This window comes from Streptomyces sp. NPDC042259 (genome assembly GCF_055582085.1).
Window position 1 is genome coordinate 78336 of record NZ_JBVJDW010000009.1, and the last position, 20565, is coordinate 98900.

At 71.7% G+C, this 20565-nt stretch carries 14 protein-coding genes; 7 read left to right on the forward strand and 7 right to left on the reverse strand.

Annotation, left to right across the window (positions count from 1 at the left end; all coding sequences use genetic code 11):
* The first annotated feature begins 155 nt into the window (after positions 1–155).
* From ACZ6MA_RS23280 to ACZ6MA_RS23290, 3 genes are all read left to right on the forward strand, one after another.
* Entirely contained in the window at positions 156–1013 is an 858-nt protein-coding gene (locus ACZ6MA_RS23280; RefSeq protein ID WP_469435848.1) for a TIGR03619 family F420-dependent LLM class oxidoreductase, read from the forward strand.
* A gap of 169 nt (positions 1014–1182) precedes the next feature.
* Complete coding sequence (locus tag ACZ6MA_RS23285; RefSeq protein WP_469435849.1) at positions 1183–3777, forward strand: bifunctional FO biosynthesis protein CofGH; 2595 nt, start codon at positions 1183–1185, stop codon at positions 3775–3777.
* An 83-nt stretch (positions 3778–3860) separates the two neighbouring features.
* Positions 3861–4994 carry a DUF8017 domain-containing protein gene (locus tag ACZ6MA_RS23290; RefSeq protein WP_469435850.1) on the forward strand — a complete coding sequence of 378 codons (1134 nt, stop codon included), beginning with the start codon at positions 3861–3863 and terminating at the stop codon, positions 4992–4994.
* A gap of 319 nt (positions 4995–5313) precedes the next feature.
* Here the strand turns inward: ACZ6MA_RS23290 and ACZ6MA_RS23295 are convergent, their stop codons facing one another.
* The 3 genes from ACZ6MA_RS23295 to ACZ6MA_RS23305 form a co-directional block, all read right to left on the reverse strand.
* The gene (locus ACZ6MA_RS23295; protein ID WP_469435851.1) at positions 5314–5517 is read right to left on the reverse strand and encodes a DUF397 domain-containing protein; all 204 of its coding nucleotides are present in this window, start codon (positions 5515–5517) and stop codon (positions 5314–5316) included.
* A 236-nt stretch (positions 5518–5753) separates the two neighbouring features.
* Positions 5754–6611: a helix-turn-helix domain-containing protein gene (locus tag ACZ6MA_RS23300; protein ID WP_469436037.1), complete on the reverse strand. Its 858-nt coding sequence runs from the start codon at positions 6609–6611 to the stop codon at positions 5754–5756.
* Positions 6612–6995: 384 nt separating this feature from the next.
* Entirely contained in the window at positions 6996–7787 is a 792-nt protein-coding gene (locus ACZ6MA_RS23305) for a GOLPH3/VPS74 family protein (protein ID WP_469435852.1), read from the reverse strand.
* Between the two features lie 226 nt (positions 7788–8013).
* Here ACZ6MA_RS23305 and ACZ6MA_RS23310 point away from each other — a divergent pair, with 226 nt between their 5' ends.
* The 4 genes from ACZ6MA_RS23310 to ACZ6MA_RS23325 all read left to right on the forward strand — a co-directional run bounded on the left by ACZ6MA_RS23310 (position 8014) and on the right by ACZ6MA_RS23325 (position 14354).
* Positions 8014–10389 carry a serine hydrolase gene (locus tag ACZ6MA_RS23310; RefSeq protein WP_469435853.1) on the forward strand — a complete coding sequence of 792 codons (2376 nt, stop codon included), beginning with the start codon at positions 8014–8016 and terminating at the stop codon, positions 10387–10389.
* 169 nt (positions 10390–10558) lie between these two features.
* Positions 10559–12451 carry an MFS transporter gene (locus ACZ6MA_RS23315; protein ID WP_469435854.1) on the forward strand — a complete coding sequence of 631 codons (1893 nt, stop codon included), beginning with the start codon at positions 10559–10561 and terminating at the stop codon, positions 12449–12451.
* A gap of 328 nt (positions 12452–12779) precedes the next feature.
* The gene (locus tag ACZ6MA_RS23320) at positions 12780–13349 is read left to right on the forward strand and encodes a hypothetical protein (RefSeq protein WP_469435855.1); all 570 of its coding nucleotides are present in this window, start codon (positions 12780–12782) and stop codon (positions 13347–13349) included.
* 381 nt (positions 13350–13730) lie between these two features.
* On the forward strand, positions 13731–14354 hold the full coding sequence (locus ACZ6MA_RS23325) for a class F sortase (protein ID WP_469435856.1): 624 nt from the start codon (positions 13731–13733) through the stop codon (positions 14352–14354).
* Between the two features lie 77 nt (positions 14355–14431).
* Here ACZ6MA_RS23325 and recQ read toward each other — a convergent pair whose 3' ends face one another.
* The 4 genes from recQ to ACZ6MA_RS23345 form a co-directional block, all read right to left on the reverse strand.
* Positions 14432–16477: a DNA helicase RecQ gene (gene recQ / locus ACZ6MA_RS23330; protein WP_469435857.1), complete on the reverse strand. Its 2046-nt coding sequence runs from the start codon at positions 16475–16477 to the stop codon at positions 14432–14434.
* Between the two features lie 120 nt (positions 16478–16597).
* Positions 16598–18646 (reverse strand): restriction endonuclease, encoded by a 2049-nt coding sequence (locus ACZ6MA_RS23335; RefSeq protein ID WP_469435858.1) that lies wholly within the window; start codon positions 18644–18646, stop codon positions 16598–16600.
* 458 nt (positions 18647–19104) lie between these two features.
* Positions 19105–19419, reverse strand: a complete 315-nt coding sequence (locus ACZ6MA_RS23340) for a 4a-hydroxytetrahydrobiopterin dehydratase (protein ID WP_469435859.1) — start codon at positions 19417–19419, stop codon at positions 19105–19107.
* Position 19420: 1 nt separating this feature from the next.
* A complete protein-coding gene (locus tag ACZ6MA_RS23345; protein WP_469435860.1) occupies positions 19421–20383 on the reverse strand; it encodes a Twin-arginine translocation pathway signal in 963 nt (320 codons plus the stop codon).
* Positions 20384–20565: the final 182 nt, after the last annotated feature.

Sequence of the window (20565 nt, forward strand, 5' to 3'; positions counted from 1 at the left end):
GGTACGGAAGGGTGAGTTGCGGCCCCCGGTCCGTCCGCGCCCGGCCCGTGCCCGCCGCCGCCGGGTGGCCGGCGGCGGACGACCGCTTGTCGCGCGGACCGCCGGAGGGTGGTAGAGCATACGGTTGGGACACGCCACGACGGAGGTGCCACCGCATGCGGATCGCCACCACGATCTTCCTCACCGACGAGACGATCAGCCCGGTCCGGCTCGCCCGGGAGCTGGAGCAGCGCGGCTTCGCCGGTCTCTTCCTGCCCGAGCACACCCATATCCCGGCCGGCCGGGAGACCCCGTGGCCCGGGGGCGATCCGCTGCCGCGCGAATACGGCCGGTCCCTGGACCCGTTCGTCGCGCTCGCGCAGGCCGCGGCCGTCACCGAGCGGCTCGCGATCGGCACGGGCATCACGCTGGTGGCCCAGCACGATCCGATCGTGCTCGCCAAGCAGGTCGCCTCGCTCGACTTCCTCAGCGACGGGCGGCTGACCCTCGGCGTCGGCTTCGGGTGGAACGTGGAGGAGGCCGCCGACCACGGCGTCGAGTGGGGTTCACGGCGACGGCTGGTACGGGACCGGATGGCCCTGATGCGCGCGCTGTGGAGCGAGGAACCGACGGCCTACACGGGCGAGTTCGGCTCCGTCCGCGCCAGCCTCGCCCACCCCAAGCCCGTCCGGTCCCCGCGCACCCGGGAGGGCGCGGAACCCCTCGTGGGACCGCGCACCCTGATCGGCGGCAGCGCGGGGCCGGGCCTGTTCGCCCATGTCGCGGAGTACGCGGACGGCTGGCTGCCCATCGGCGGCGGCGGGCTGGGCGAGGCCCTGCCCGCGCTGCGCAGGGCGTGGCGGGCGGCCGGGCGGCCCGGCGAACCGGTGGTCGTGCCCTACGCCGTGCACCCCTCGGCCGAGAAGCTCGCGCACCTCGCCGACCAGGGCATCGAAGAGGTCGTGGTGGGACTGCCCTCGGCCGACGACGCGGTGGTGGTGCGGGCCCTGGACGCGCTCGCCGAATTCCTCTAGGCCGGCCGCGCCCACCCAGGCCGAAGCCGGGGAAGTGTCGCTGGTCAGCGGCCGTTTCCGGGAATGCCGACAGTATTCCGGAGGTCGCCTCCGTCTGACGTGATCAGTGGCACACGGATCCGCCCCGACGCGCTCTGGAGTTGTCGGCCCCCGCTCGTATGCTCGGACCATGACTTCGAGCGCGCAGGAACCCGGACAGGCAGCACCGACCGCGAACGCCATGCGGCGCGCGCTCAGGCGCGCCCGGGACGGGGTCGCCCTGGACGTCACCGAGGCGGCGGTGCTGCTCCAGGCGCGCGGCGAGGACCTCGCGGACCTGTGCGCGTCCGCCGCCCGCGTGCGGGACGCCGGGCTCGAAGCCGCCGGCCGCCCCGGCGTCATCACCTACTCCAAGAGCGTCTTCATCCCGCTCACCCGTCTGTGCCGCGACAAGTGCCACTACTGCACCTTCGCCACCGTCCCCGGCAAGCTGCGCCGCGCCGGCCACGGGATGTTCATGTCCCCCGACGAGGTGCTCGACATCGCCCGCCGCGGCGCCGCGATGGGCTGCAAGGAAGCGCTGATCACCCTCGGCGACAAGCCCGAGGACCGCTGGCCCGAGGCCCGCGAGTGGCTGGAGGCCGAGGGATACGACGACACCATCGCCTACGTACGGGCGATGGCGATCCGCATCCTGGAGGAGACCGGGCTGCTGCCGCACCTCAACCCCGGCGTCATGAACTGGACGGACTTCCAGCGGCTCAAGCCCGTGGCGCCCTCCATGGGCATGATGCTGGAGACCACGGCCACCCGGCTGTGGAGCGAGCCCGGCGGCCCCCACCACGGCTCCCCCGACAAGGAGCCGGCCGTCCGGCTGCGCGTCCTGGAGGACGCCGGACGCAGCTCCGTCCCCTTCACCAGCGGCCTGCTGATCGGCATCGGCGAGACCTACGAGGAGCGCGCCGAGTCGCTGTTCGCGCTGCGCCGCGTCTCCCGCGCCTACCACGGCATCCAGGAACTCATCCTGCAGAACTTCCGCGCCAAGCCGGACACGGCGATGCGCGGCATGCCGGACGCCGAGCTGGACGAACTGGTCGCCACCGTCGCCGTCGCCCGCCACATCATGGGCCCCTCCGCCTGCCTCCAGGCCCCGCCCAACCTGGTCGCCGGGGAGTACGCGCGCCTCATCGGCGCCGGCATCGACGACTGGGGCGGCGTCTCCCCGGTCACCCCCGACCACGTCAACCCCGAGCGCCCCTGGCCGCACATCGACGAACTCACCGAGCGGTCCGCCGCCGCCGGCTTCGCGCTGCGCGAACGCCTCGCCGTCTACCCCGAGTTCATCCAGCGCGGCGAGCCCTGGCTCGACCCCCGTCTGCTGCCGCATGTCCGCGCCCTCGCCGACCCGGCCACGGGCCTGGCCCGCGAGGACGCCGTGGTCGAGGGCCACCCCTGGCAGGAGCCCGAGGACGTGTTCGTCGCCGCGGGGCGCACGGACCTGCACCACACCATCGACACCGAGGGCCGCACGGCGGACCGCCGCGACGACTTCGACGAGGTGTACGGCGACTGGGAGGCGCTCCGCGAGGCCGCCGCACCCGGCATGGTCCCCTCCCGGCTCGACGGCGACGTCAAGCAGGCACTGAAGCAAGCCGCCGACGACCCCACCCGGCTGACCGACGCCGAGGCACTGACCCTCCTGCACGCCGACGGCCCGGCCCTGGACGCCCTCTGCCGCATCGCCGACGACCTGCGCCGCGCGACCGTCGGCGACGACGTCACCTACATCGTCACGCGGAACATCAACTTCACCAACGTCTGCTACACCGGCTGCCGCTTCTGCGCCTTCGCCCAGCGGCGTACCGACGCCGACGCCTTCACCCTGTCGCTGTCCCAGGTCGCCGACCGCGCCGAGCAGGCGTGGCAGGTCGGCGCGACCGAGGTCTGCATGCAGGGCGGCATCCACCCCGACCTGCCCGGCACGGCCTACTTCGACATCGCGCGGGCGGTGAAGGAACGCGTCCCGGGCATGCACGTGCACGCCTTCTCGCCGATGGAGGTCGTCAACGGCGCCACCCGCACCGGTCTGTCCGTCCGGGAGTGGCTGACCGCCGCCAAGGAAGCCGGGCTCGACAGCATCCCGGGCACCGCCGCCGAGATCCTCGACGACGAGGTCCGCTGGGTCCTCACCAAGGGCAAGCTGCCCACCGCGACCTGGGTCGACGTCGTCAAGACCGCACACGAGCTGGGTATCCGGTCCTCCTCCACGATGATGTACGGGCACGTGGACCAGCCCCGCCACTGGCTGGGCCACTTCCGCCAGCTCACCGCCATCCAGCAGGAGACCGGCGGCTTCACCGAGTTCGTGACCCTGCCCTTCATCCACACCAACGCCCCCGTCTACCTCGCCGGCATCGCCCGCCCCGGCCCCACCACCCGGGACAACCGCGCGGTCACGGCGATGGCCCGGGTGCTGCTCCACCCGCACATCACGAACATCCAGACGAGCTGGGTGAAGCTGGGTGCCGAGGGCGCGGCCGAGATGCTGCGCTCGGGCGCCAACGACCTGGGCGGCACCCTGATGGAGGAGACCATCTCCCGGATGGCGGGCTCCTCCTACGGCTCGTACCGCTCGATCCAGGACCTCGTCGCCATCGCGGAGGCCGCGGGACGCCCGTCCCGGCCGCGTACGACGCTCTACGGCGAGGTGTCCGAGGAGCGGCGGGCCGCCGCGCTCGCCTCGGACGGACACCTTCCGGAGCTGCTGCCGGTACTGGGGGAGTAGCACGGGCGCCCGGCGCCTGCTTGTTGCCGATTTGTCGCCGCTCGCTGGCCGGGCGGCGACGGATCGTGCATAAGGTGGCGGCCATGTCTTGGCCACAGAACCCGCAGGATCCGCAGCAGCCCCAGGGCGCGCAGCCCCCGCAGCCCCCGCAGCAGGGCTTCGGACCGCCGCCCGCGTGGACGCCGACCGCCCAGCAGCCGGCGGTCTCGCAGCCCGCGCAACCGCCGCAGCACCAGCAGCCGCCCCAGCAGGCCCCGCAGCATCAGCAGCCCGCGCAGCCTCCGCAGGGGATGCCGCCCCAGCCCCCGCAGCCGTACGGCGCGCAGTCCCAGCAGCCGTACGGTGCGCAGCCGCCGCAGTACCCGCAGACGCCCGGGCCGTACCAGCAGGCGCCCGCACAGCCCGAGCCGCCGCGCGGTGGCGGGGGCAACAAGACGCTGCTCGCCGTCATCGGCGGTGTCGTGGCGCTCGCCGTCATCGGCGGCGGTGCCTTCTTCCTGCTCAAGGGCGGCGACGACGACAAGCCCGAGGCGGGCAAGGGCGGCCCGCAGGCATCCGGCGCCCCGGCCCAGCCGGCGCAGCCCACCCCGGGCAACGGCCCGAGCAGCCCCTCCGGCCCCCCGCCGAAGATCGCCGGCTGGCAGACGCAGACCAGCGACGAGCACAACTACCGCTACGACGTGCCGGCCAAGGCCGAGAAGTGGAACGTCGCCCCGCAGGGCACCGCCATCTCTTATACCGACAACGGCAAGCCCGTCGTCGTGATGCGGGAGATCGCGAGCTACCGCGAGGGTGGCTGCTCCTCCAACGCCAACCCCGACTCCATCGGCGAGGCGGGCAAGGGACAGCTCGCGTCCATCGGTACCACGGGCGGCGGCAAGGACCTGGATCTGAAGGAGAACGCCCGTAACTGGGCGGGCAATTGGGGCATGATGGCCTATGGCGGCCTGAACAACAAGCCCAAGATCGAGATCAAGGACGAGAAGGCCTGGAAGGCCAACGGCATCGAGGGCTGGACCGCCACCGCCAAGGTGACCGTCAAGAACCGCCCGAGCGACTGCGTCCCGCCCACCGCGATCGTGAAGAGCATCGCGCAAAAGCTGCCGGACGGCACCTACCACGGCTGGGTCATCTACGCCGACCAGGGCGTGCCCGACGCGCTGACCGAGGCCCAGATCGACAAGATCATGAGCACGGTCCGGCCCGCGAAGGACTGAGGGCGTGAGCGGGACCGCCGCTCTTCCTCGCCGCCCGCGGCGGCGAGTGCTCCGCGGGCGCGTCCCCCATCGCCGGACGGGCTGAAAGCGGCCCGTCCGGCGATGGAGGGCACAGCGCGGCGGAAACCGCCCGCTTGGAGCCGGTCGGTGCCCGATCGGGGCCGGCTCGGGGCAAGGGCAAGCCCCCTCGGCCATGACGGCTTTCAGTCGAGAGGGCTGTGCGCGTACTGCGTGGGGGGTATCGGGCGGGCGTATCGGATCGCTGTGCCGGATACGACCGCCGGATCGGATCGCGGTGGTCAGACGGTTCGCACGCGGGTCAGAGGTCGTAGGAGTCGTCGTTGACGGTCGTCACGAACGAGGACCAGGCGTGGGGGGTGAAGGTGAGGGTGGGGCCCTGCGGGTCCTTGGAGTCGCGGACCGCGATGGCCTGCGGGAGGGGGGAGGCGACCTCCACGCAGTCGCCGTTGGCGAGCGAGTGGGAGGACTTGCGCCAGCTGGTCTTGCCGCGGTGGATAGCCATGATTACTCCGATGCCTGTGAATGTGCCTGTCGGTTCAACGCCGGTTTCCCGAAGCGATCTCGACGTTACGCGCCAACATCACCTGATGAATGGCCTGTTCACTCGACCGGATGGCATATTCCAGACGTCTCTTCCCAGACAGGGGACTCGGGTGTACGGTGCGCCACTTTCACGGCGACGGTCCTCATCGAGCCCCCTCGGGCTCCCTCAGCCCCACCCCGCTCGGCGTGCGGGTCTCAGCCGCCCCACTCCTCGGCCACCTGGCTCATGAACTGCCGTGAGTGCTCCGCGTTGAGTGCCTGCATCCGCAAATGCTCGTACATCACGCTGTACGTCTGCACGTCGTTCGGCTTCTCCAGATAGAGATCGCTGGTGATGCCCTCCAGATAGACCGTGCTGGCGTCCTGCGGATCGTGGAACTCGAGGATGGAGAACTTCCCGTACATCCCCGGGTGCGCGCCCACGTCGTAGGGCAGCACCTGCACGGTGATGTGCGGCTGGAGGCTGAACTCCACGAGGTGTTCCATCTGTTCACGCATGATGGCGCGGTTGCCGACGATCCGGCGCAGCGCCGACTCGTCGATGACGGCCCACAGCCGCAGCGGGTTGTCGGGGTCGGTGATGCGCTCCTGCCGGCGCATCCGTACCTGCACCCGCCGTTCGACGTCCGCCGCCGTGGCCTCCGGCCAGGAGCCCTCGGTCACCGCGCTGGCGTAGTTCGGCGTCTGGAGCAGCCCGGGCACCAACGACGCCTCGTACACCCGCAGCGAGGAGGCGTCGGTCTCCAGACCGATGTACACGCTGTACGGGATGTCGCCGAAGGCATGCCACCAGCCTTGCTGGCGCGACTCCTTGGCCATCTGCATCAGCGAATCCACGATGCGGTGGTCCTCGACGCCGTACACCCCGCACAGATCGCGGACATCGCGCTGGCTGATGCTGCGGCGGCCGTTCTCCAGCCGACTGATCTTCGACTGCGAGACCAATAGCCGCTCGGCCACCTCCTCGGCCGTCATGCCCTTGACTTCGCGTAGCTTGCGCAATTCCTGCCCCAAGCGGCGCCGTCTTACGGTGGGATTGACACTGGACGCCACGGGACGCACCTCCGGCTCCGTCATGCTGCTGTCTCCTGATCCGCAGCCTGCCACCACTGGCCGGGGCGGCGCTGGAAAATGCGACACAGAGTGCGCTTGCGGTGCCTTGTGCCCGGTGCCTGTTGCCCGGTGTCCGTTACCCGGAGCCCCGCCGCCGGTGACGGGCGCACACGCACACGCGGGGTGGCGAGCCGGGCCGCCGTCCGGGGCGGGCCGGCCCACCACCCCGCGTGCTGCTGCGGCTCCCGAACCGGGTCATGGGGACTGCGGTGCGGTCGGTGGAGCGGAGGGTGTAGCGAGCGGTACTGCGATGGATCCGAAGGGACCGGTGTGCTCAAGGCCGGGCTGGTCGTACGAGCGGGCGAACGCCGACGGCAACGCCGTCTACGAGGCCCCCGCACGGGCCATTACGGCCTCCTGGTGCGCGGGCTGCGCGGGAACCACGGCGGATTCCACCGAGGGCCGGCCCGAGGTCGACCTGCGCCCCGAACCGCCGCCGGGGCGGCCACCACCACCCGCGGTCGCCGTGGCCGGTGCCCGCCGCGGCTGCGCGGCGACCCCGTTCTGCACGTCCATCACGGCGTGCGCCACGAGCCCGCCCATCGGGTCGTGCCTGATCAGATCCCGGAGCCGGGAGCGCGAAGAACGGCCCTCGTTGCCCGGGTAGAGATGCTTGCCCAGACCGACCGCGTGGGCCAGTGCGGCGAGCGCCGCGGTCCGCGGGTCCGGCGGCACGCCGGTGCGGATCGCGCTGTCCAGCCGGGTCCTGATCTCCCGGCTGATGGCCGTGTCCGTCGCCTGGTAGCGAGTCGTCGGCAGTACCCCGCACATCTGGCCCGCCACGGCATGCACCATGCCGCACCGCTCCAGGTGGGTGAGATACGTCTGGCGCAGCCCCAGCCGGGGCCCGCCGATCCAATGGACGGCGCGTACCGGGCTGCCGCGGCGACGCAGCAGCTCCAGTGCGGAGTCCAAGGTCGGATCTCCTGTCGGCCGCGGCATCACCACGGCGATACGATCCCCGTCTGGGGCTATCCGTCCAGCCAGAGCCAGCTCCACTAGCTGTGCCCCGGCCAGACCGAGGTCGAGCGACTGCGGCTGCGCCGTGGTTCCCGTGGCCGGGTCCAAGGCGAGCAGCAGAAGCTCCTCCGGAATTGTTCTGCGGCTCCTGCCCATCCATGCCTCCCCGCGTGGATGAGTGACAGGGTGACCCCTCTCACATTGGTCTGTCGAGAGTGCGTGGTGGCTTCGGGTGGGAACCGGTAGGTATGTCGTCTCGTCTAGCACGTGAGCGAGGCCGGGCGAAGCCCTTTGACGGTGCGGTTGCGCTTCTGCGGCACAGGACACTGGTAGACGTTGGGAAAGTTCGGGCAGCGGGGCACTGGGTGCTTCGCCTCGGCGTATGACGTGGGAATTCGAGGAGGCATCGGTGGCGGGCGAGTCCCCCGACAAGTCGGAGCAGCGGAAGTCGTCGGGGGAGACGACTGGCGGCGAACGCGACCCGAGGCTCGGAGTTTTCCGAGAAACGACGGTCAAGGACCCTGCCTCGGGTTCCTCCGGCTCCTCGAAAACCCCGGAACCTTCGGACTCCTCGGAGGTGTCCGAGACCGACAAGGGTTCGGCTGACAAGTCCAAGCCGGTGGCATCTGCGAAGCCGAAGAAGGCTTCGGGTTCCGGTGCGGCCCCGGGCAAGGGTCGTATCGTCAATGCGATCGCAAAGCCTGCGGCTGAGTCCGAAGCGGATCCGGAGCCGAAGCCGAAGCCCTCCGGGGCGCCCGCGGGCGGTGACGACCGGCTGAAGGCCGCCGTGGCCGCGTGGATGGCGAACGCCGATGACGCCGAGGGCGCCGACGCCGAGCCCGAAGAGCCGCGGAAGGCCGCGCGGCCCGCCGACGAGGCCGACAAGGCCGCGGGCAAGCCCGCCGCGAAGCCGGACGCCGATGTCGCCGCCAAGGGTGACGCCGAGCCTGCCGCGAAGCCCGGCGAGAAGAAGTCCGGCGAGAAGGCGAAGGCGGCGGACACCGCCGCCGCGAAGCCCGAGGGCACCGCCAAGCCCGTGGACCGGCCGACCGCCGCGTTCGGTGTGGTCAAGCCGGTGAACGGGGCGGCCAAGCCCGCCGGGGCCCCGGCGAAGAAGCCGGCCGGTCAGGCGGCCGACGCGTCCGCCGCGAAGTCAGACGACAAGGCAGCCGACAAGTCCGCCGGCAAGGCAACCGGTAAGCCCGCCGACCAGCCGACCGCCCTGCTCAAGGCCCCGGCCGTCCCCGCGGCGGGCAAGGCGCCGGCCAAGGCCACCGGGGACTCGGACGCGGAGCGCACGAGCCAGTTCGTCCCGTTGAAGTCGGACGCGCCCGCCGCTCCCGCCACCCCCGCGAAGCCCGCCATACCGGTCAGCGTCACCCCGCCGACCGGTGTGCCGAAGGCACCCGCGGAGGCCGAGCGCACGAAGCAGACGCCGCTGCCCCCGTCCTCCGCCGCCGACGCGGAGCCGGCGGCCCCGGCCGCGCCGCTGGATCTGCTCGCACAGCTGACCAACACCCCGCCGCCGCCGGAGACGCCCGTGCGCACCGCCGTGCGCCGGGTGAAGATCTGGACGCCGCTGGTACTGCTGCTGCTGATCATCTTCTGTGTCGTGCAGGCGTTCCGCCCGCTGCCCGACCCGACGTTGAAGCTGACGGCGGGCAAGAGCTACGCCTTCGACGGCGCCAAGCCGTCGCTGCCGTGGCCCACCGAGGGCCAGGGCCACGTCGAGGTGTCCGGACTCGGCACGATCGGTTCGTTCGGCGAGCAGAAGCCCGTGCCGATCGGCAGCGTCGCCAAGACCATGACCGCGTACATGGTGCTGAAGAACCACCCGCTGAAGCAGGGCGAGAACGGCCCGATGATCGACATCGACGCCAAGGCCGTCTCCGACGCGGGCAAGGAGTCGGAGGGCGAATCGGTGCTGAACACCGTGCAGCCCGGCGAGAAGATCTCCCTGCGGGACGCCCTGTCCGCCGTCATGATCCCGTCGGCGAACAACATCGCGCGACTGCTCGCCCGCTGGGACTCGCAATCCGAGGAGGCGTTCATCAAGAAGATGAACGAGACCGCCAAGGACCTCGGGATGAAGAACACCACCTACACCGACGCGAGCGGTCTCATGGAGACCACGGTCAGCACCGCCGAGGACCAGGTGAAGCTGGGCAAGAAGGCCATGGAGATCCCCGCCCTGGTGGCTATCACCAAGCTGCCGTCGTGGAAGGACCCCTCCGGCACGACCCACCGGAACTACAACACGCTCGTCCCCTTCAACGGCGCGATCGGCATCAAGACCGGCAGCACCACCAAGGCGGGCGGCAACCTGCTCTTCGCCGGCCAGAAGGAGATCGGCGGGACGACGCAGCTGATCGTCGCCGCGGTGCTCGGACAGCACAAGGCCCCGATCATCGACACGGTCAACGCGGTCAGCAAGAAGGTGCTCATCGCGGCGCAGGACGAGCTGAAGGGCCACAAGGTCGTCAAGAAGGGTGATGTCGTCGGCCGGGTGGACGACGGTCTCGGCGGCACGACGCCGGTCGTCGCGACCAAGGACGTCACGGCCGTCGGCTGGTCCGGTCTCACCGTGAACCTCGCGCTCAACGACGCCGGCCATAAGCTCCCGCACGCGGCGAAGGCCGGAACCGAGGTCGGACAGCTCACCGTGGGCAGCGGGCCGGGGCAGGTCCGGGTGCCGGTGATCTTGAAGAAGAGCCTCGCGGAGCCGTCGTTCGGGTCGAAGCTGACCCGCCTCGGCTGAGCGGCGCGGGTGTGACGCGGCCGGGTCCGGCAGCCGGATCCGGCCGCGGCGGGTGGTGCGGCTCCTGGCCCGTACGAGTGCGTACGGGCCGGGAGCCGTTTCACCGCCAGGGGCCCGTCGCGGCGGCGTGTTAGCGTCGCGAAGGTTGACATATGGCATGACCCGGCCCATGGGAAGACGTCGGGGGAAGACGGGGAGAACCTCAGTGACCACCGTGGGGCCGGCGCGCGCCGACAATCCGCAGGATCCGGACGGCAGGGGCGACGGCGCCCCGGCCCGGATAGGGGAAGCGGAGCGTGACGGCGGTGACGCGCCCTGGTGGCGTCGGGCGGGCCGCCGGGCGCTGACGCGGCCCGTGGCCACGACGCTGGTCTTCGCCGCCGTGCTGCACCTGGTGTGGTTCTGGCTGTTCGCGAACAGCGGCGGTGATCTCGCGGCGCAGGACGCGTGGGCGGAGTTCGCCCTCCAGCACCCCGACTCGGCGTACAACCTGGCCTGGTACGGCGGTATGCACCCCGTCTCGTACAGCGTCATCTCGCCGTATCTGATGGCCCTGCTCGGGGTGCGCTCGACGATGATGATCGCGGGCACCCTCTCGGCCGGGCTGATCGCGATGCTGCTGGTGCGCAGCCGTTCCGTCCGCCACCCGCTGTGGCCCGCGCTGTACGGCGCATTCGCGCTGGCCTGCAACGCCATCTCCGGACGTGTGACCTTCGGGCTCGGCATGATGTTCGGCCTGGCGGCCGTCGCCGTGATCTTCGCGTGGCCGGTGCGCTGGCGCAGCGAGGGCAAGTACCGCTGGGGGCGGGCCGCGCTGGCGGGTCTGATGGCGGCGCTGGCGACGGCGTCGAGCCCGGTGGCGGGGCTGTTCGTGGGCATCGTCGCGGCCGCGCTCTTCCTCAGCGGCCGCCGCCCGGCGGCCTACGCGCTGGGGGTGACCCCCGTCGTGGTGGTCGCGCTGTCGGCGTGGCTGTTCCCGTTCTCCGGCCAGCAGCCGATGGCGTTCTCCTCGGCGGTCCTGCCGCTGCTCAGCGGCGTCTTCGGGATGGTCTTCGCGCCCAAGAACTGGCGCACGGTCAGGATCGTCTCGACCGTGTACGTGCTGGGCGTGCTGCTGGTGTGGCTGATCCCCTCGCAGATCGGCACCAACATCTCCCGGCTCGGTCTGGTCTTCGGCGGTGTGGTGCTGGTCGCCGCGCTGCCGGAGCTGAGGACGCCGTCCCGGTCCGAGCTGCTGACCGCGGGCCGCAAGTGGTCCGCGGTGGTCCTCGCGATCGTGACGATCACGGTCTGGCAGCTGGTCAATTCCATCAGCGACATCGTGCACACCACCCCCGCCGCGTCCTGGGCCCGTGAGGTCGCACCGCTGGTGGACCGGCTCCAGCGGGTCGAGGCCGAGCGCGGCCGGGTCGAGGTCGTCCCCGCGCGCAGCCACCGCGAGGCGTCGGCCCTCTCCCCGTACGTGAATCTGGCGCGCGGCTGGAACCGCCAGGCCGACATGAAGCGCAACCCTCTCTTCTACGACGAGCCCAGCAGGCTGAACGCCACCACCTACCGCGCCTGGCTCGACCGCTGGGCCGTTCGCCACGTGGTGCTGCCCGTCGACGAGCCGGACCACGCCGCGGTCGACGAGGCCAAGCTGGTCGCCGGGGGCCTGCCGTATCTGCGGCAGATCTGGTCCGACGCGCACTGGCGGCTGTACGAGGTGCGGGACCCGCGGCCCATAGCCGATCCTCCGGCGATGGTGGCGCGCACGGACGCGGACGGCATGACGATCACCGTGAACAACGCGGGCCGGGTGTTGATCCGCATCCCGTACTCGCCGTGGCTGGCCCTGATCGACGAGAACGGCAAGACCGTCCAGCCGCCGCGGATCGGCCCGAAGGGCGAGCCGCCGGTCAACGTCAACGGCTGTCTGACCAAGCACGCCGAGCGTGCGGGCGAGGGCGAGCCGGAGGACGACTGGACGGTCCTGCACGCGCCGCACGCCGGTACGTACCGGATCGCGGCCCCCTACAAGCTGCCGCGCGGCACGGGCTGCCCGGACGACCTGGTGAAGTAGGCCGGGGAGCCGCGTCCGGTTGAAGCGTGACCGGACGAACCGAGCCGGGACGAACCGAGATGGGGTGGACCGCGACCGCGTGCGGCGCGGCGCGGTTCACCCGTTCGGCATTTCCGGGCACGTGCGTTCGGTAGTCGCCTCGTCGCGGCCGGTGACCTGCCCCGATGTGTCCGGGCAGGCCCGGCCGGCGCGCCTCGGACGGCCCATCTGATGTGACGTCAGGGTGCGGCCGGGGCGGAACGCCGTTTCGCTCGGTTTCGAGGAGCGCGGAACCCCGACTACAGCTGGCACATCGGTGTGCCGCGTCCGCGCTCGCGGAGGAACGAGCATGCGCACAGCAGTACGAGTGTTCACCGGGGCTGTCCTGCCTGCCCTGTCCATAGCCGCCGTCGCTCTCACGGGCGCTCCCGCGCTCGCCGTCGGCACCTTCGAGAAGCTGGAGGTCTCGCCGGGCAGCGTCCAGCCCGGTGCGACGGTCACGGTGAGCACCACCGCCTGTGGCCGCGACGGCGCGGGCACGGGCGATGCCAGCGCTGTCGGCGGCCCCGCGTCGTTCCCGCTCAAGCCGGGCACGCACAAGGAAGTCGTGGTCGGGCAGTTCAAGGTCCCGGCGGGCGCCAAGCCCGGCACCTACGGCATCGGCGTGAACTGCAAGAACGGCCGGGAGGCCACGGGCGACCTGGTCGTCACCAAGGGGCCGGCGTCCTCCTCCCCGTCCCCCGCCGGATCCGCCGGCCCCGCCAAGCCGCCGCAGGGCGGCATGAAGACCGGTGTCGGCGGTGCGAGCGAGCCCGGCTGGAACACGGCCGAGATCGCGGGCGGCGCGGCCCTGGTGACCGCCGCCGCGATCGGCGGTACGTGGTTCCTGCGCCGCCGCGCGAACGACGGCCGCGTCTGACGGCGGCGGTCCCGGGCCGGACGGTCCCGCCCCCGGCCCCCGGACGCCGCACGCGTCCGGGGGCCGGGGAACGGCCGCCGTGCCCGCCCCGGCCGCCTCTCCGGGCCCGTGCATCACCCCCGGGCCCCCGCGGCCGGATCCGGGCCGACGACCGCCCTGACATCACCGCTCTGAAATCGCCCTGTTCCGCCGCGGTGGAGGACATCGATGCCTCGGACGCGACACAAGCGCAGGAAGTACCAGAGGCGCCGGGAGCACCAGCGCCACGTGGCCCGACGCCGCCCGGCCCCGGCCGATGCGGCAGCCCCGGCCGGGGCGGCGCGTCCCGCCCGCCGGGCCGGATGGTGGCGGGCGGAGGGACGCGGCCGGACCGTGGTTGCCATGGTGACGGCGGTCGCGCTGTGCGCCGGGACCTGGCTCGTCGAGCGCGGCACGGACACCGGCGGCCCGCCGCCGCAGCCCTCGAAGGCCCAGGCGTTCCCCCGGGCCGACGGCTCCCGCGCCGAACCGTCCGTCGCGCCGCTGCCCCCTGCGAAACCCCTGCGGGTGCGCATACCCGAGATCCGGGTCGACGCCCCCATGAAACCGCTGGGCCTGCTGCCGGACGGCACCCTCGCCGTCCCCCCGAACGACAAAAGGAACCTCACCGGCTGGTACGCCGCCGGCACCCAGCCCGGCGCGGCCGGCACCGCGATCATCGCCGGCCACGTCGACACGGCCGCCGGACCGGCCGTCTTCTACGGTCTCGGCGCTCTCAAGAAGGGCAACACGATCGAGGTGCGGCGCGCGGACGGCCGTACCGCCGTCTTCACGACGGACGCGATCGAGGTGTACGACCGCACGGAGTTCCCGTCCGAGAAGGTGTACGGGCCGTCGCCGCGTGCCGAGTTGCGGCTGATCACCTGTGGCGGGGGCTTCTCCGAGGAGACCCGGTCCTACCTCGGCAACGTCGTCGTCTTCGCCCACCTGACGGGGGTGAAAAGATCAAGCCTGTCCGGTGATTGAGGACACCACCGCGCAGCGGGGGGCGGTGAGACGGGCCCGCAGCGCCCACTCGAACCATCCGCCGGACGGGCCGGCGCTCACCAGTCGATCTCCGGCTCCGGTTCCGGGCCGAAGTCGGGCTCGGGGCCGAACTCGGAGTCGCCGAAGGCCGGCTCGGGCTTCGGGCCCGTGGGCGCGAGCCGAGGAGGCCGGACGGGCCCACCCGCGGACGGTCCCTGGCCGGCCCCCTGGCCGGCGAGGACGTCGAGGATCGCCTGGCCGTACTTCAGCAGCTTGTTCTCACCGACGCCACCCACCGTGCCGAGCTTGTCGAGCGAGTCGGGCAGCAGGGTCGCGATCTCGCGCAGCGTCGCGTCATGGAAGATCACATACGCCGGGACGCCCTGGTCCTTCGCGGTGGCCGCGCGCCACGCGCGCAGCGCCTCGAAGACCGGCACGGCCGCCTCGGGCAGGTCGACGGGCGCGGCGCGCTTGCCCGAGCCGCTCTTCGACGAGGTCCTCGCGGCGCGGCCGGGCTTCTCCGGCTCGCGGCGCAGCAGCACCTGGCGCTGCTTGCCCAGCACCTCGGCGCTGGCATCGGTGAGGACGAGCGTGCCGTAGTCGCCCTCGACGGCCAGCAGCCCCTGGGCCAGCAGCTGCCGCACTACGCCCCGCCACTCCGCGACACTCAGCTCGGTGCCGATGCCGAAGACGGTGAGACCGTCGTGATCGTGCTGGATGACCTTGGCGGTCTTCTTGCCGAGCAGGATGTCGATGATCTGCCCCGCGCCGAACTTCTGCCGCCGCTCCCGGGCCAGCCGGAGCACGGCGGAGAGGAACTTCTGGGCGGCGACCGTGCCGTCCCAGGTGGTCGGAGGCGTGAGGCAGGTGTCGCAGTTGCCGCACGCGGTGCTCTGCTGGCCGAAGTACGCGAGTAGCTGGACCCGGCGGCACTCGACGGTCTCGCACAGCGCGAGCATGGCGTCGAGATGCGCCCCGAGCTTGCGGCGGTGGGCGTCGTCGCCCTCGGAGCCGTCGATCATCTTGCGCTGCTGGACGACGTCCTGGAGGCCGTAGGCCAGCCAGGCGGTGGACGGCAGACCGTCCCGCCCGGCACGGCCGGTCTCCTGGTAGTAGCCCTCGACGGACTTGGGCAGATCGAGGTGGGCCACGAACCGCACGTCGGGCTTATCGATGCCCATGCCGAACGCGATCGTGGCGACCACGACCACACCGTCCTCGCGCAGGAAGCGCGACTGGTTGGCGGCACGGGTGCGGGCGTCGAGACCCGCGTGGTACGGCACGGCGTCGATGCCGTTCTGGGCGAGGAAGGCGGCCGTGTCCTCGACGCCCTTGCGCGACAGGCAGTAGACGACACCGGCGTCACCGTCGTGCTCGGTGCGCAGCAGCTCCAGCAGCTGCCGCTTCGGCTCGTTCTTCGGCGCGATGCGGTACTGGATGTTGGGCCGGTCGAAGCTGGCGACGAAGTGCCGGGCGTCGCCGAGGCTCAGCCGGCTCGCGATCTCGCGGTGGGTGGCCTCGGTGGCGGTCGCGGTCAGCGCGATCCGCGGCACGTCCGGCCAGCGCTCGTGCAGCGCGGACAGGGCGAGGTAGTCGGGCCGGAAGTCGTGGCCCCACTGCGCCACACAGTGCGCCTCGTCGATGGCGAACAGGGAGATCTTGCCCCGGTCCAGCAGCCGCAGGGTGGCCTCCACGCGGAGCCGTTCCGGCGCGAGGTAGAGCAGATCCAGCTCCCCGGCGAGGAACTCGGCCTCGACCATCCGCCGCTCGTCCATGTCCTGCGTGGAGTTCAGGAATCCGGCCCGCACACCGAGCGCGCGCAGCGCGTCGACCTGGTCCTGCATGAGCGCGATCAGCGGCGAGATGACGATGCCGACGCCCGGCCGGACGAGGGCCGGGATCTGGTAGCAGAGCGACTTGCCGCCACCGGTCGGCATCAGGACGAGCGCGTCACCGCCGCCGACGACATGCTCGATGATCTCCTGCTGGTCCCCGCGGAACGCGTCGTAGCCGAAGACGCGCCGCAGGACGCGCAGGGCGTCGGAGTCACCCGGGATCTCGCTCGTGATCTCGGCGGTGACAGTGGGGTCGGCGGGCGCGGTGGGCTCAGCGGGATCGGCCATTCGGGCAGTCTACGAGGCTCCGCCGACACGACAGGCCGGTCGATCATGATCGGCCATTTTGGGGCAGGTCAGGACAGGGAAGAAGCGGTGCCCTCACACGCCGGACGGCTCGGTACCGCCCTAGGCGACCTCTATCCCGTACTCCTGGACCAGCGCCTCCAGCCCGCCCGCGTAGCCCCGCCCCCCGATGACGAAGTCCCAGTCGCCGCTCGCGCGCCGGCGGAAGGAACCGAGGACGAGGGCGGTCTCGCCGGGGCGCCCGTCGGACACCTCCAGCCGTCCCAGCTCGGTGCCCGAGGCGTCCGACAGCCGGATGCGGGCGTCGGTGAACCCCGACAGATCCGCCCGCGGATTTGCCTCCGGGTCTATCGCGGCGACGAGGACGAGCCGGTCGGCGCCCTGCGGCAGGGCGTCGAAGCAGACCCGCACGGCAGCCTTGTCGGCGGCCGGGGCGGGCACGGCGCGCACGGATCCGTCGGGGGTGCGGGGGTTGTTGTAGAAGACGAAGTGCTCGTCGCTGAGGACGCGCGTGCCGTGACAGACGAGGGCGCACACGTCGAGCACGACACCGCCGGACCAGGACATGCCCAGCACGTTGTAGTCACCGTCGGCGGGCTCGTCCTCACGCACGGCGGGCGCGGCGGCACCGGTGCTCCCCGCACCCCCGCCCAGCCGCCCGCGCAGCCCGTGCTGCCGCAGCAGCTCCACCAGCTCCTCCCCGGACACCAGCGTCAGCGGTTTGCCGTTGGCGAAGGCGTACGAGCCGGGGCCGAACTTCGAGGTGGTCACGAGGACCCCCTTGTTGGCACCCGCACCCTGGACGGTCCCGTACAGATCACGGACGGCGGTCGGCGGCACGGTCTTGCGGTACCGCTTGACCTGCACGATGATCCGCCCGCCGCTGATGGGATCCGGGTCCAGGGCCTCGACGTCGACACCGCCGTCATTGGAACGCTGGGTCATCACCGCCCGCATCCCCCGGGCCCGGAACAGCTCGGCCACCAGGCCCTCGAACTCGACCGGATCCATCGCGAACAGATCCGGATCGTCACCACCACCGTGCGAGACGACCCCGCGCCCGACCTCGTCGGGCAACCGCCCCGGCCGGACGGCGGCCAACTGGTCGGGACGGGCGGACAGCAGCCCGCCGAGCCCCTCGGTGAGGCAGTCGACGGCACTCACCTGCTCCAGCCGGAGCCGCCCGAAAACGGCGGCGGGAACGGTGACGGCGGCCAGGAAGATCTGGGCGGGCCGCCCGGTGACGGGATCGTGCTCGTCGACGAACCCGTTCAGCGCCACCGACTCCAGCGCCCCGAACCCGTCCGCCGCGAACAGATCACGCAGCGCCAGCAGCACACACTGCGCCAGCACGTCCCGGTACAGCGCCCGCCGCTGGGTGACCGGCCGGGCGACTTCCTTCTCCTGGTCCGCGTTGAGCATGTACCGCACCGACTTCGCCTCCGGCACGATGTCGAACCCCGGCAGCTCCCAGTTCAGCACCAACTGCCGGGCGGCCGGGTCGTACGAGGCCGAAACCTGGTGCGGGAAGTCCTCCGGCCAGGCGGTGGAGGCGTACAGCGCCGCCGAGAAGTACTCGACGACCGCGTCCGGATCCCCCTCGCGCAGCGCGGCGGCCATCTCCGCGATCCCGGCGTTGTACGCCCGGATCTCCGCGAGCTGCGCGGCGGCCCACTCGTCGTACTGCCGCCGGTACCCGGCCAACTGCCGCAACCGCTCCGCCTCGGCGGCCCGCGCCGCGTGCCAGTCCCGTTCGAACTCGGCCCGCGCGAACCGGTAGTGCGCCGGATCCGGCATGGGCACGGGCTGCGCGAGGTGCCCGGGGGCGAACGCCTCCACCTGCTCGGCCCGCGCGAGCGCCGCCGTGGTGAACGCCGGCGCCCGGCACCCCACCGCGAGCAGCCCGGTCAGCTCCTCGACCCGAGCCTCGATCTCCTCGGTCCGCCGCCGCGCCTCGGCCTCCCGGGCCTGCCGGTACGCGGCCCGCTGCTCCCGGTCGAGCCGAGCCGCTTCCCGCTCCCGCACCCGCCGCTCCCGCTCCCGAGCCCGCTGCTCCTGCACCTCCGCCCGATGCCGGGCCTCCACCTGCCGCTGCTGCTGCCGCTGCGCCTCGGCCCAGATGCCGATCAGTCCATTGGAGCGACGACTCATACGGAAACATGCCCTCCCCTCGGGACGCCGGACGCCCCGGAACCGCGTACTGGCCCCACAACCAGCGGTAATGAGATCCGACTTTAGTCGGTTTGGGGCAGTGCGATCATCAGATTGGGTGGGGTGAGCTCTGCTGGGGGGTGGGAGGGGCGAGGTGTGAAGGGGGGCGTTGCTCGGTAGTCCGGTTCGATGCAACTGCTTGGAATCATCGCCGATGGGCGGTGAACGAGCAGGTCGCGGAGTCTGCTCCCCGCGCATGCGGGGGATGGACCCCTGAGGTCCTACTGACGTCAGTAGGAGGGTTGCTGCTCCCCGCGCCAGGGGGGGTGGCCCCACGGACACCCAACGCGTCCCCCCGGTCGGCGGCCGCCACCCGCCGTGCGGAACGGACCCAGTAGCCAGGCGAGAGAGTAGCGGGCTGTCTACTGGCCTCTGAGGGACGGTTGCGGCCTCCTGGGTCAAACCGGACGTGCCCCGTGCGCAGCCGCGATCGCGTCGATGCGCCCCGCCAGGTCGAAGTCCGCGACAGTGAGCCGGTGACCCGCGTCATGGGTGGTGATGCCGAAGCGGATACGGTCCCAGCGCAGGTCGATGTCCGCGTGGTGGCCGATCAGTCGCTCGATGTCGGCGACGTGCACGATCAGCGCCACGCCCCCGTGGTAGCGGATCCCGAAGGTTCGGGTGATCTCATCGCCCGATCGCTGCCAGCCGGGAAGCTCCCGTAGGTGCTCCGTGATCTCCGCGTCCGTCAGTGGGGCGATTGCCTCCGCCACGTCATCCCCTCACTGTCATGGGTGCCAAGACCTCGTCGAGGTCATGGCCTACAGAGGCATCGTGCCACGGGCTCATCACGCGCCGCAGTGTCGCCAACTCGCTGCGCATCCGCTGCGATCCGGTGTCGACCGCGATGGGCACCGCCTCGCGTGCGATCGCGACGGCGCGGTCCGGTTCCCGCGCGGTCGCCGCCGCCGTCGCATGACGTGCCAGGTACACCCCACGATCCCGCCGGGCGGTGGTCGGCACCCTGTCGAGCACCTGCCTCCACAGGGAGTCGGCCTCGGCACCCAGCCCCAACCGCCCGTAACAGGTCGCCCGCTGCACCTCGAGGTAACAGGGAGTGCGTCGGCACGCGTTGCCCCAGGGCAAGTCGTCGTCGACTCGGGCGAGGAGTGTGTCGGCCTGATCGATGAGTCGGTCGACGGCCGTCCGGTCATCGACGAGGCTGGCACCGTGGGCCTGTTGCTGGAGTGCCATCACTTTGACCTTCGGGGCAAGCCGACCCGAGTCTTCGAGTGCTGCCTCGCACAGGTCGACGACTCCGTGCCCGTCGCCGAGGTCGGTGCGCACCTGTGCTTGATTCACCAGCGAGTAAGCGATCAGGTGGCGGTCCCGGGACCGCACCGCGTTCTCTTGTGCCGTCCCACGCCAGAACGAAGCGCCTCCGAGGTCACCGGCGTCCTGGTACAGCCAGCCCACCAAGGCGGCATAGGTCACGCCCACGCGCAGTAGGCCCCGGCGGGTCTCGCCGCCGGCCGCGCGCACCAGACGGTCGATCAGCTCGTACTGTGCGGATACGGTGCCGACGAGGTCGTGCGGACCGAGGAGCATGTCCGCGCGGTAGTGGCCCTCAAGCTGCTGTTGGAAATAGTCGACGAGCGCGGGGTCCACGTGTCGCGGGGCGATCGGTCCGGCGGTGAGCGCGGCGGCGGTCACCGATACGAACGCCCGTCGGTTCACCTCTGTCACCCCTTCCCGCTGATCTGCGCGGATCCATCCGGCGGGAGCCGGGAAGCCGAGGTCTTCGGGCCATCGCCCGAACGCGGCACGGAGCGCTACCGCGTAGTCCTCGCGTGGCCATCCGGGGCGACCGGACTCCCATCTCCGCCAGGTCCGGGGCGACACTTCGAAGTGCGGGTCGT

Coding starts and splice junctions, on each gene's coding strand:
- ACZ6MA_RS23280 (WP_469435848.1), top strand. CDS start 156: ATGCGGATCGCCACCACGATCTTCCTCACCGACGAGACGATCAGCCCG.
- ACZ6MA_RS23285 (WP_469435849.1), top strand. CDS start 1,183: ATGACTTCGAGCGCGCAGGAACCCGGACAGGCAGCACCGACCGCGAAC.
- ACZ6MA_RS23290 (WP_469435850.1), top strand. CDS start 3,861: ATGTCTTGGCCACAGAACCCGCAGGATCCGCAGCAGCCCCAGGGCGCG.
- ACZ6MA_RS23295 (WP_469435851.1), bottom strand. CDS start 5,517: ATGGCTATCCACCGCGGCAAGACCAGCTGGCGCAAGTCCTCCCACTCG.
- ACZ6MA_RS23305 (WP_469435852.1), bottom strand. CDS start 7,787: ATGGGCAGGAGCCGCAGAACAATTCCGGAGGAGCTTCTGCTGCTCGCC.
- ACZ6MA_RS23310 (WP_469435853.1), top strand. CDS start 8,014: ATGACGTGGGAATTCGAGGAGGCATCGGTGGCGGGCGAGTCCCCCGAC.
- ACZ6MA_RS23315 (WP_469435854.1), top strand. CDS start 10,559: ATGGGAAGACGTCGGGGGAAGACGGGGAGAACCTCAGTGACCACCGTG.
- ACZ6MA_RS23320 (WP_469435855.1), top strand. CDS start 12,780: ATGCGCACAGCAGTACGAGTGTTCACCGGGGCTGTCCTGCCTGCCCTG.
- ACZ6MA_RS23325 (WP_469435856.1), top strand. CDS start 13,731: ATGGTGACGGCGGTCGCGCTGTGCGCCGGGACCTGGCTCGTCGAGCGC.
- recQ (WP_469435857.1), bottom strand. CDS start 16,477: ATGGCCGATCCCGCTGAGCCCACCGCGCCCGCCGACCCCACTGTCACC.
- ACZ6MA_RS23335 (WP_469435858.1), bottom strand. CDS start 18,646: ATGAGTCGTCGCTCCAATGGACTGATCGGCATCTGGGCCGAGGCGCAG.